12 protein-coding genes are annotated in these 11,238 nt (G+C 41.6%); all 12 read left to right on the top strand.

The features are described 5' to 3' along the window. The first annotated feature begins 339 nt into the window (after positions 1–339). The 12 genes from DSBG_RS16820 to DSBG_RS16765 all read left to right on the top strand — a co-directional run bounded on the left by DSBG_RS16820 (position 340) and on the right by DSBG_RS16765 (position 10,867). The gene (locus DSBG_RS16820) at positions 340–996 is read left to right on the top strand and encodes an HAD family hydrolase (protein ID WP_068965409.1); all 657 of its coding nucleotides are present in this window, start codon (positions 340–342) and stop codon (positions 994–996) included. Between the two features lie 36 nt (positions 997–1,032). Then, positions 1,033–2,205 (top strand): NAD(P)/FAD-dependent oxidoreductase, encoded by a 1,173-nt coding sequence (locus tag DSBG_RS16815; RefSeq protein ID WP_068965408.1) that lies wholly within the window; start codon positions 1,033–1,035, stop codon positions 2,203–2,205. A 14-nt stretch (positions 2,206–2,219) separates the two neighbouring features. Then, entirely contained in the window at positions 2,220–2,459 is a 240-nt protein-coding gene (locus DSBG_RS16810; protein ID WP_068965407.1) for a hypothetical protein, read from the top strand. Positions 2,460–2,918: 459 nt separating this feature from the next. After that, positions 2,919–3,344: a DUF6917 domain-containing protein gene (locus DSBG_RS16805; RefSeq protein WP_068965406.1), complete on the top strand. Its 426-nt coding sequence runs from the start codon at positions 2,919–2,921 to the stop codon at positions 3,342–3,344. Positions 3,345–3,348: 4 nt separating this feature from the next. Beyond that, positions 3,349–3,669 carry a RidA family protein gene (locus DSBG_RS16800; protein ID WP_242877701.1) on the top strand — a complete coding sequence of 107 codons (321 nt, stop codon included), beginning with the start codon at positions 3,349–3,351 and terminating at the stop codon, positions 3,667–3,669. Between the two features lie 49 nt (positions 3,670–3,718). Further along, positions 3,719–5,182 (top strand): hypothetical protein, encoded by a 1,464-nt coding sequence (locus DSBG_RS16795; RefSeq protein WP_176716304.1) that lies wholly within the window; start codon positions 3,719–3,721, stop codon positions 5,180–5,182. A gap of 139 nt (positions 5,183–5,321) precedes the next feature. After that, a complete protein-coding gene (locus DSBG_RS16790; protein WP_068965405.1) occupies positions 5,322–6,611 on the top strand; it encodes an FAD-dependent oxidoreductase in 1,290 nt (429 codons plus the stop codon). A 323-nt stretch (positions 6,612–6,934) separates the two neighbouring features. After that, complete coding sequence (locus DSBG_RS16785; protein ID WP_068965404.1) at positions 6,935–7,171, top strand: hypothetical protein; 237 nt, start codon at positions 6,935–6,937, stop codon at positions 7,169–7,171. 6 nt (positions 7,172–7,177) lie between these two features. Beyond that, positions 7,178–8,998 carry a cobalamin B12-binding domain-containing protein gene (locus DSBG_RS16780; protein WP_068965403.1) on the top strand — a complete coding sequence of 607 codons (1,821 nt, stop codon included), beginning with the start codon at positions 7,178–7,180 and terminating at the stop codon, positions 8,996–8,998. After that, positions 8,995–9,720, top strand: a complete 726-nt coding sequence (locus tag DSBG_RS16775; RefSeq protein WP_068965402.1) for a P-loop NTPase family protein — start codon at positions 8,995–8,997, stop codon at positions 9,718–9,720. The genes DSBG_RS16780 and DSBG_RS16775 overlap by 4 nt, the downstream gene beginning before the upstream one ends. Positions 9,721–9,770: 50 nt before the next feature. Next, a complete protein-coding gene (locus DSBG_RS23800) occupies positions 9,771–10,082 on the top strand; it encodes a hypothetical protein (RefSeq protein WP_068965401.1) in 312 nt (103 codons plus the stop codon). A 50-nt stretch (positions 10,083–10,132) separates the two neighbouring features. After that, a complete protein-coding gene (locus DSBG_RS16765; protein ID WP_491005784.1) occupies positions 10,133–10,867 on the top strand; it encodes a FadR/GntR family transcriptional regulator in 735 nt (244 codons plus the stop codon). Positions 10,868–11,238: the final 371 nt, after the last annotated feature.

Genomic DNA, 11,238 nt, shown 5'->3' with positions numbered 1-11,238 from the left:
TACCCAACTTTCCTCATATTAGGTATACCTATTAATAGCCGGTGCATGACCGTCAGCGTTTCAAAGCCACAGACCCGGATTCAGCCCACAGGCTTTACCATATATGGCCTGACTCGCCAGGCAACTCGACAGCGTTAGCAGTCTAATCCTGGCTTTACCGACATGCTATTGTCCCCCAGAGGCTTTCGCATGAGGTTAGTCGGTTGTCTTACATCGCACCGCAGGAGCGATGATTTCTGAAAAAAATATATGAAACGCACAACGTGCGCACAGGAAATGAAGAAGAGATGTGGAATGATTACAGAAAAATGGGAGGGTATTTAACGAAAGGAAGACATTATGAAGTTTAGAGGGATTATTTTTGATTTAGATGGAACACTTGTCGATTCACTTGAAGATATAGCCGATTCTATGAATAATGTTCTTCAAAGATACGGCTTTCCAGCTCATGATCTTCAGGCTTATAAGCACTTCATTGGGAATGGAGTGAAAAATCTTGTGCGAGAAGCATTACCAGAATCGTCTCGAAAGGAAGAATTGATTAATAGATATTACGGTTCGATGATAGAGGAATATCGAAGAAATTGTCTTAATAAGACACGACCATACGAAAGAATTGTAGAGCTACTCGATGAACTAGCGTCATTCAATTTGAAATTAGCGGTATTCTCGAATAAGGATCATGAACTAACGGAAAAAATTGTAACTGCCTTATTACCGAAGTCGAAATTCGAACTAGTAATTGGATCTAGAGCTGAGATACCTAGAAAACCAAACCCCTTTGGCGCCTTACTGATCAGTAAAAAATTGGGCATTATTCCAGAGAACTTAGTTTATGTGGGCGATACCGATGTGGATATGAAAACTGCAAATAGTGCAGGAACCTTTGCGGTAGGGGCATTATGGGGTTTCAGGTCGAAGGAAGAATTAATAGAAAACGGTGCTAAGTACTTGCTGAACTATCCAATGGAATTAATTCAAATGTTAAGAACATAATAATCAGGTTGCAGGAAAGGGCAGGTCGGAAGCTCAATGCACATTAGGAATAAACAGCTTAAGTCAGATATCATAATTCTTGGTGCCGGTATTATTGGATTAAGCATTGCCTATCACATCCTAGAGATAAATCCTAATCTGTCGATAACTGTATTGGAAAAGGAGAAAATGCTGGGACTAGGTTCTACTGGCAAATGCACCGGTGGCATCCGCTACCAATTTAGCAGTCCTCTGCTAAGGCGCCTGAGTCTTCTCAGTAGAGATTTTTTCCTTAATTTCGAGTCGGTCTTTGAAGTCCCATGCTGGTATCTGGAAAAGGGGTATTTAATGCTGGCCGCTCATGAGGAATTGTGGAATCAGTTGCAATTGACAACTGAACAAGCTGAGGCAGAGGGCATACCTATGAAGCTATTTAAACAAGAGGAGCTGATGAAGGCTTTTCCGTATCTTCAAAAAGGTCGCTTCCTAGGTGGAACCTTGTGCCCCTGGGATGCGTATGCTGACCCGTATGCCGTTTTAGCAGCACTTTACGCAGCAGTACGTCGCCAAGGAGTTGTTGTTCATTTTGACCGCGAAGCAACGAAGATTATCAACAATGGAGATAATGTTCAAGGCATTGAAACGAGGCAAGGGACGCTTTGGAGCCCACTCATAGTGAATGCCACTGGCCCTTATGCAGCTCAGTTAGTTGCAACGGCTGGGATTACGCTTTCGGTGCAGCCCTTCCGCCGCCAAGTTTACGTTTGCAGCAACCCGAAAGATGTGCCCAAGGCTACTCCCTCGATTGTGGATTTAGCCTCCGGTTTTTATTTACATCAGGAAGTTAGCGGTAAGGCGGTATTATTGGGAGGAACGGATAGAGACACTTGGCCTGGATTGGAAGAAGTGGTTGACAAATCTCGGGCTGAAGATTTTTTTCAGGCAGCAATGGAGACAATCCCTTCAGCCATTGATATAAAATGGTTGCGCACCTATACGGGAATTTGCGAACAAACGCCTGATTTTCATCCAATTATCGGAGAAGCACCAGGATTAAAAGGACTATTTTTGGCGAACGGGTTAAGCGGGCATGGCTTTATGCATGCTCCTGCTATCGGTCAAATCATAGCAGACTTAGTTTTGAGGGGCAGAACTGAGCGGATCGACCTTAGTTTATTGCACCCAGACCGATTCGCCAAAGGGGGCCTTACAGAATTCCATACGTTTTAAGAGGGTGGGAATTTATGCTTGAAAAGAACAGCCTTTGGACAAGGGACTTTCTTCTGGTCGACTTAACAAGTTTTTTAGTCTTTGCCAGCTTCTACTACCTTTTGTCTACTCTCCAATATTATGTATTGCAACTGGGTGGTTCGGTTGCTTCCGGCGGACTTATCATGGGAATCTTCATGTTGAGAAAGCACTCGGCCATGAGTAGGTGTCTGTATTCAAGTGCCTCGGGGGATGCAAAATTTAACAAGATGTAAAGAAACAAAAGCAACGGCACTTTTAAATGAAAAAAGTTCCGTTGCTTTTTAGTTAGTTGATGTACGTTTTAAAAGAAATTATTCGGCAGGTCAAAGATCACGAGTAAATTTGTTAAATCGTTTAAGTCGTGTAATCCCGATCAAAACAGCAATGCTTCAACGTCTTGATAAAGGTATTAAATCATTGTTAAAATATAGTCACTATTCTTGATAAGCTGGGAGAAATAGAGATAGACTAAGGAATTTATTGAAAATATGCGCTTAACATTACCCAAAGACTGAAATGACGAAATTTACTGGAAAATCAGCGATTGTGCAATGCTATAAAAGTGCATATACTTTAGCTAACTGTTGCTCATCCGTGATGAGCGGTTAATGATAACTGAATTTATAGAGGGTTTAGTTATCATAAAAGAATGATCTATATTGAAAAATAACTGAAATTGAAAGGAGGAACCTATGGTAGATCCTTATAAAGCAGGTTTTTTTAGCGAAAACCCCTATGCAGCCAAAACTGCTATTCATGGTAAACTGGTTGTTGTTTTAAGAGGCAGGTTAGAAAAGCGAGAACTGGAATTGATCCCTATGATCTCTAGGGCAGTGCAAAAACATGAGGTTCATGAGTTAATTATAACCGACGAATTGGCTGCTGGCCCTGGAAGCAAAGTTAATAAGATTGCCTACATAGGTTTTGTTGAAATCGCTAAGGGCGGTGTATTGGTGGTTGGTGATACCCTAACAGTCCAAGGTAAATCAGTTGGTCAAATTGTTGGATTTGATGAAACTCATTTGCCTAATCACCTGAACATTGTCATTGCTTCAGAGAATAGGGTGGATGGTATAGAGTTGGGTGTGCAACTGGAAGCCGAAGTTAATTTTAAATAAAGAAATGGGTATTACATTACCTGAAACCCCCAAACCGTTAGCCACCTATGTTCCAGCTGTCCAAGTCGATAAGTATATCTATACATCCGGTCAAATTCCGCTGGCTGCCGGTGAACTTGAATTTAAAGGAAAACTCGGTGCTGAAATAAGTGAAGGGCAAGGTTACGAAGCCGCTAAGATGTGCGCTATTAACTGCTTGAGTGCTATTAAAGGTTTAGCTGGCAGCTTGGATAATATTGAAAGAATTGTTAAAGTAGTCGGTTTCGTGAACAGTGCCCCTGGATTTAACCAGCAGCCTAATGTAATCAATGGCGCTTCCGAGTAATATTATATTCTATTTTTATAATTAATAACTTAATAAGGGGGAAAAAGAATTGACAGCTCCAGATTTCAAATTTCAAATGTATAAACAACTACAAGCGAACATACCTAACATCTATACAGAGGCCAAAAAGGCTGCCGAGGAAATTGGCATCTCGCCTGAGGTCAAAGGCAAGTTTGGTTTAACCGGTGGCGTTTCAGGGTGCCCGGCACCACTCCGTAAAGACATTGTCGAAGCTAGTGAAAAAGGTATGAAAGAAGTCGTTCCCCTTTCCAAATTAGTGGATGAGCTCAGAGAAATTGTCAAAGGCGTTTATGGTGATGAATATGATGTTGCTTCCACCAGTACCTGCGAAGCAGGTCTGTGGGCAGTTTTCGGCAGCTTATTCACTCCTTCTATTGCTGGCGTTGGCGACACTTACCGAGCTAGATACATAGCCCCATATGAAAAGCACTGGCACCATCAAGGCGGCTATGGTCGTCCTTACCCAGCTCGATATAAAGACCTTATTGCTGATCGAGGAACCACTCCCGGTGAATTGGGTTTCTATGGTAAACGTCAAAATAATACGGATACCGTAGTCGTGCGATTAGAAGGCGCTAAATATGATGTACATGGGATCAAATACCATCCTAGCGTTCTTCTAACCGGCGTTGATGCTATGAAATCCACCCAGGCTGTTGAGTTCCATGCCGATATTCATAAAACTATGCTAACAGGTATTACCTCTTTAGCTTATGAAACCCCTGGCTATGGCTACGCTGAAAAGGATGCTGACGGCACTCCGATCCTCCAAAAAGAATATGCCAAGATTGCCCGAAAATATGGAATCCCTTATGTTCAAGATAACGCTTGGGGATGCCCCTTTATTGGCTCCGACCCCAGAAAAACAGGCGCTGATGTCATCATCTACAGTATGGACAAAGCTGCCGGTGCAGCAACCAGTGGTTTAATCATTGGTAAGGAAGAATACATGGTTGCTGTCCGTCGTTCAATGGGTATGCACGGTGATCGTTATGGAACGACATCTTCCTACGGTAAAGCTGCGTTTGTTGGCTTCGATCCAGGTAAAGAGGCACTCCTTACCCAGATTCAAGCGCTCAAAGTTCTGCGTGATAATCCCAAAGTCTACACGGGTTCCGTTGACGCTCTGGAAAAAATCGTTAAAGAAGAGTTTGCCAAATTACCCGCTAAACTTCAGGATGGGATCATTATTAATAAGTCTTACAACTCTAGAGCAGTGGAAGTAAACTACGAAGGAACTTGGAAAAACGGTCAAATGGGTATTCCCATCTTCTCTATTGAAGATATGTATTCTGGCACAAATATCTTCCAATCCGGACTTGGACCGATGGGTCTTGTTCCAACCGTTGCTTATGACGGCAACATTTATATTTCTCCAGACTTGGCTACAACTGACGAGGAAGGAAACCTTCTCGAATACCCAACCCGTTGGGGTGTACAAGCTCTTGTGCGCTTAATTGAGATTACTTGCAAATATGCAGGCATCCTCTAGTCAATCCGATTTTGGCAAAAAAAGTTGTAGATTTTCCCTTGCCAGTAAATGGTGAATTAAAACCACCATACTACTGTGGTAAGGGTGAATAATAACTAAGCTTCATAATTATTATTTTAACAAATAGGAGGCTAAAAACATGGCACCAAAAGTTGTTATCGTTGGTGGTGGATGGGCTGGTACTGGAGCAGCGGTTGCAGCAACACAGGCGGGGGCAGAAGTTACAATTCTTGAAAGAACTGAAATGTTATTAGGTACAGGGTTAGTCGGTGGTATTATGCGTAATAACGGTCGGTTTACAGCTTCCGAAGAAGCAATTGCCATGGGTTTAGGGGATATTTTTCATATTCTTGATTCCGTTGTCGCCCGTCATACGAATATTAATTTCCCCGGTCACAAACATGCTAACTTGTATGATATAGCTAAGACTGAGCCTGCTATCAAAAAGATGCTCCAAACTAAAGGCGTGACAGTTAAGTTAAAAAGCCGTGTCAAAGACGTAGTGATGGATGGCAGTAAGATTAAAGAAGTTGTGCTTGATTCCGGTGAAGTCATAACAGGGGATGTTTTCCTAGATACCACAGGGACTGCTGGTCCGTATGCTATGTGTAATAAATATGGCAACGGTTGTGGAATGTGCGTTTTGCGTTGCCACAGTTACGGCGGTCGTGTTAGTTTAGCAGCGAAAGCTGGTGTTCAGGAATTCATGGGAACTAAAGCAGACGGTACTGTCGGTGCTATGAGTGGATCTTGTAAGCTTCTCAAAGAATCCTTGAGTGAAGAGATTCAAAAAATGTTAAACGAAACAGGTGTAGCAATTATTCCGATTCCAGAAGAACTACAAAAAGGTAGCGAGGCCCTGACAAAAAAGGCTTGCCAACAATATGCCTTAGCTGAATTCAATGAAAATATTATTCTTTTAGATACGGGCCATGCCAAATTAATGTCGCCTTTTTATCCGCTGGATATGTTGCGGGCAATTCCGGGCTTTGAAAATGCCCGTTATGAAGATCCCTATTCTGGAGATATGGGTAACTCGATGCGTTATATGGCTATGTCACCACGTGATAATGCTTTACATGTCCTTGGTGTGGACAACCTCTTTTGTGGTGGCGAAAAAGCTGGCCCACTTGTCGGACACACAGAAGCTATTGTCACAGGTGCCTTGGGTGGCAGCAATGCAGTCCGTTATGCGTTAGGTCAAGACCTGGTCGTAATTCCCGAAATGTTAGCAATTGGTGATGCTATTGCTCACGTTAACGAGATGGTCAAAACTAAAGAGGGTCTTGGTAAGAAATACACGTTCTCCGGTTCAGTCTACTTTAAAAGAATGCAGGAGAAAAACCTCTACAGTACTGATGTTGAGGCAATCAAAGACAAAGTGGAACAAGCGGGAATGGGTAAAATATTCGCTAAACAATTAGTGTAATTAGTACTGCATTAATATCCTGGTATGAATTGGAAATCACAAATCAAAACCTTATCATTGTTTCTTATGTTTGGCGCTTCGCTCATTAATATTTGAAAATAGCTTTATTGGCGTTCAATTGAGCAGAACCGTATCAATGATGAGTTTAGTAGTGCGTGTATTTTAATTTTGTTAATGCAACGTAATACGTCTTACTGATAATGGTGTTTAGCACAAAATTTTGAACGCTATTGTGAACAATCAAACTGCCAAAAATTAACTGGAACTATTATAATAAAAAATTGTTTCATATTATAGGGCATTATTTGCAGAGGAGGTGGCCCATGCCTGAAATTTTGGATCGAATTATGGACGCCATAGATTTTGAAACCTTTTTGGTGTGCAATAGCGATGAAGAAGGCCGCAAATTAATGGTCCGGTTAATCAAAGAGTGGGGTTTCAAAGATGTTGATATTGTGTGTAGCCAATATCAAGGTCCTGGCTCAAGAATAAGGGCCAGGGCATACATCCACCGTTCAGGGGACGTATATGGCTGGCTTGAACTTAGAAATGAGGAATAAGACGCCATGAGTAGAAAGAAAGTATTACTAGTTCCGCTTGACCCGGTGCATGATGTGGGATTAAAAATGATACGTCGAGGTTTAGTTGAGGCTGGGCATGAAACAATTTTATTGCCGCCCGATTTACCCGTCCACGAAATTGTTCAGGAAATCGTCAAACAAAGGGCAGACACTGTCTTAGTCAGTAGAACATTAGGTTATGGAGTCGCTGAATTATTGGCTAATTTCGTGGATCTTCTGGATGTCGTCGGAGTTAGAAGTAGGATTAATCTGGGTATTGGTGGTATGGCCATTCGACCAGAATTAGCCTCTGAATTAGGATTTGATGCCGGATTTGGTCCAGGTACGTCGGTTGAAGAAGCATTGGCTTTTGTTGAGAGGCGGAAATATGTCGAAGGTTCTCAAAAAGTAGTAAAAAACAAAAAAGATCTAGCTGAAGGATATTCATATTCTTTCCGGCATGCAGGTATCCAAGCCAAACTGAATTTAATTGTAGATATGATCCTGAATTGGGCGGCTAACAAAACTTCGCCCGGTGTCCAAAGAGCCGCCATTAGGGAAGAACTCTGGGATGTGCAACGCTGGCGTAACTACGAATCCATGACTGACTTTTATAATGAATATAAGCAGTATTGTGATGATCTAGGCAAGAACTATTATGAAAAAGGAATTTTGCATCCGAAAACCCGACGCTTTACAAAAGAAGAAATCAATAGTTCAGAGGAATATGTCCGCAGAACTCAAGAAGTTATTAAAACACCTAAACTTCAGCATAACCGCACAAAACCGTCGGTATTTAATCAATATGGAACGGGTTGCCCGTTTATGGATATTGGTCATATTAAGGTGAGTGAGGCTTGGGGTGCTGATGGAGTTGTGCACTTTGACCCTTCCTGGGGGGTCAGGACGGAAGGATTCTTAGATGGGTTTCTTACACACCAGGAAGATGGAACGGTAATTACTCCTGCTAATTTGAACCGCATTAAGAAGGCCTTAGAAGAAAGCACTCTTTGGCAAGTGCGGGCGCACAGAGGTTTAAACACACCGGAAACGATTGTTTTAGCTGGCAAAATAGGTGCTGATTTAACTAAAATAAATATTGCTTATGGTTCTCTTGGTGCAGGGACAGATCCGGCAAGGATGACTGTAGATGGTATCTGGGCCATACGTTATGCTGCCAAATATAACCTCCCGTTTGACGTTGTAACCAATGAAGAGTTATGTGGCGTACCTGCCTATAAGGCCTTTGCCGGAATGCTCATTACTACAGCTTTGGGTATCCGTTTAGGTGGGAAACCAATTCTTCAGCCTTTATTTTGCAAATCACCTGAAGTCATGGTTGGCGGCCAAATGAAGGATAATTACGTGGAATTTAATGCCGCTAAAATTATGGCTTTAAGACAAATAATTGATGCTCCAATCTGGCCAGGTGCACCGGTAGGATTTTTAACTCAAACTGAAGATCGTGTCCAATCGTCAGCAAGTACTGCTTTCCATGCTAGCTTAGCAGCAATGCTCAGGGTTGACGCAGTAACGATCGCTTCTTCAGATGAAGCTTATTCTGGTGGTCCAATTTCCGTTCCTTCGAAGATAGATACCTTGAGGGCAGTCGGTGAAGCCTTCCGCTTCTTCGGTCAAACACCTCTTGCTTCAACGCCACAAATGGAAATCTGGCGGGATTCTATTGTCTCTGGGATAGATAGCGTATTGGATAAAATAGTAGAAAGAGGGGACTTTGTTCAATCTTTATATGAAGGAATTTTAGGAAACCGGGAGGACGGTGCTTATCCAGGCCGTAACGGCAAAGACACTGTCACAACGATATGATCGCTAGGAGAACTATTGGCATCGCGGGAACTGCCAAGAATACAGGAAAAACGACCACTACGCTCTCTTTATTAGATTATTACAATACCAAGGGGGTAAAAATCGGTCTAACTAGTATCGGCTATGATGGAGAGACTATTGATAATGTGACCGGATTGCCGAAACCAAGGTTATTTGTCCGAAAAGGACTTTTGATTGTTACAGCAGAGAAATGCTTCCAAGCGAGTAGTGCTAAAGTAAAGATTCTGGAAAATTTAGGTATAGATACTCCCCTTGGCAAACTTGTTTGTGCAGTAGTGGAGCGTGAGGGACTCATTGTAATGGCTGGACCTAATCAAAGCTATCACTTAAAGAATGTACGTGACTTACTGTTTTCATATGGTGCAGAACTAATTATAGTGGATGGAGCCTTAGGTAGAATTGCCCCTATGGTAGAAACCGATGGTTTTATTATGGCGACAGGTGCTTCATATAACTTGGATAGCCATCAGGTGGCAATCCATGCGCATTACCTGGCCGAAATATGTAATTACCCTCAAAGTGCTAAAGGTTTGCTTAAAGATCCTGCCTGGGTAAAATTACTTGACTCTCAGGCGACCGTTGTTTGGAACAGTTTGGGTGAGATTGTGGCGGAGGTTAATGATTTACTGTTGAATCCAGAACAATTACGCCCTTTTTTAATCACTCCAGTGATGCTCGAGGCTTATATTGTCCAGGCCTGATTACTACGCAATGCCTTAAAAAACTCATAGAGATCCCATTTCCACGAGGAATGACGTATATTTTCTCAGACCCTATAAAACTTATCGTTGGCAACGATTTAAAGGTTACCCATGATTTCCTGACCAAGGCACACAGGGGATCAGTTTTAGGTTATAAGCAGAGACTGCCATTAATCTCTATAACAGTAAATCCATTTTATCCAAGATATAGGTATGAATCCGATAATTACGAAACGGCCTACATTGACAAGGGACAATTGCTGCAAGAGGTTACTTCATTAGCTAATGTTCCTGTATTCGATATAGTTAATGATAGTTGTACTAACTTAGCTGAGATAATATTTGATACCGGAATACAATGATGATATTCTAAATCAATAAAGGTGATTAAGGGATCCAAATTTGATTTGGGGTGATTGATTTGTACAGTGATACTGAAAATTACAAAATTGAAATCCTTTCTTTTTTGACACAAAGCTCTGAACCGGTTGGATCTGGGTTATTAAGTCGGCTTTTTGTTTCAAAAGGGGTTGAATTGAGTGAAGCAACAATTGGTCGTATTTTAAGGCAAATGGATCAGGACAATTGGACTTTAAGGATTGGCTTTCAAGGGCGAACTATTACTGAAGTAGGACGTGCAATGTTGGTAGAACTAAAAACTTTGCGAAAACGTCAGATCTTCAGTAATCAGTTTATTGAAACCTTAGAATTGACAAAGATTGATGATCTTGTTGATATCCTTGTAGCTAGAAGGGCTATTGAAAGAGAATTAGCTAGACTAGCGGCTCTTAATGCTAATGCAGATGAAGTTCAATTATTGCTGGATATGGTCACGGAACAAGGGCAGTATGAGGTTAAGGAACGTATATCTGCAGAACATGATGTTATGTTTCATAAGTTATTGGCTAAGGCTTCAAAAAACAAAGTCTTAGCAGCTGCAATGGAGTTAATTGGGTATGATGCCCAACTCTCACCTATTCTTGAACGTATACGTACCGAAGTTGAGGGAGAACTAGTCAACGATCATAGCGAAATTGTAAAGGCTATTAGGGAGCGTGACCCTGATAAGGCTGAGATCGCTATGATATTTCATGTTGATAGTCTTATTTCAGATGTTAAAAGGTATAGGAGTTCAGTTAAGAAATAGTCTAATGCTATATCAACTCTTTCAGAGTCTGAGACAAGCAAAACGGATATGGGGCACATACTCTAACTCTAAAAGGGGCTGTGCTAAAACTTGTTACTATATTTTTCACATCCCCACTTTTGCTTCTATATCATCAAAATACAAGTGTCCTCACTCCACTTTAATAGTGAAATGAGGATGCTTATTGATTGTTGTAACCACTTGAAATTTTGGAGACTGAGTTTTCACACATCCCCTTTTAGACATTTAAGCTCACTGACAGCCTCGGTTAGACGTACTGGGAAATGGCGATGATGAGTCGATTGACTTAGATTGGTATGACCTGATTCAAATTATCTGAATCAGGAATATCTAACAAAATACATTATTTT

This window comes from Desulfosporosinus cupriresistens (genome assembly GCF_001707885.1).
Lineage (GTDB): Bacteria > Bacillota > Desulfitobacteriia > Desulfitobacteriales > Desulfitobacteriaceae > Desulfosporosinus.
This window is presented reverse-complemented; position numbering and strand designations above follow the sequence as displayed.

What these genes read in the sequence shown, in the direction of transcription:
- DSBG_RS16820 (WP_068965409.1), top strand. Translation starts at nt 340, where the DNA reads ATGAAGTTTAGAGGGATTATTTTTGATTTAGATGGAACACTTGTCGAT.
- DSBG_RS16815 (WP_068965408.1), top strand. Translation starts at nt 1,033, where the DNA reads ATGCACATTAGGAATAAACAGCTTAAGTCAGATATCATAATTCTTGGT.
- DSBG_RS16810 (WP_068965407.1), top strand. Translation starts at nt 2,220, where the DNA reads ATGCTTGAAAAGAACAGCCTTTGGACAAGGGACTTTCTTCTGGTCGAC.
- DSBG_RS16805 (WP_068965406.1), top strand. Translation starts at nt 2,919, where the DNA reads ATGGTAGATCCTTATAAAGCAGGTTTTTTTAGCGAAAACCCCTATGCA.
- DSBG_RS16800 (WP_242877701.1), top strand. Translation starts at nt 3,349, where the DNA reads ATGGGTATTACATTACCTGAAACCCCCAAACCGTTAGCCACCTATGTT.
- DSBG_RS16790 (WP_068965405.1), top strand. Translation starts at nt 5,322, where the DNA reads ATGGCACCAAAAGTTGTTATCGTTGGTGGTGGATGGGCTGGTACTGGA.
- DSBG_RS16785 (WP_068965404.1), top strand. Translation starts at nt 6,935, where the DNA reads ATGCCTGAAATTTTGGATCGAATTATGGACGCCATAGATTTTGAAACC.
- DSBG_RS16780 (WP_068965403.1), top strand. Translation starts at nt 7,178, where the DNA reads ATGAGTAGAAAGAAAGTATTACTAGTTCCGCTTGACCCGGTGCATGAT.
- DSBG_RS16775 (WP_068965402.1), top strand. Translation starts at nt 8,995, where the DNA reads ATGATCGCTAGGAGAACTATTGGCATCGCGGGAACTGCCAAGAATACA.
- DSBG_RS23800 (WP_068965401.1), top strand. Translation starts at nt 9,771, where the DNA reads ATGACGTATATTTTCTCAGACCCTATAAAACTTATCGTTGGCAACGAT.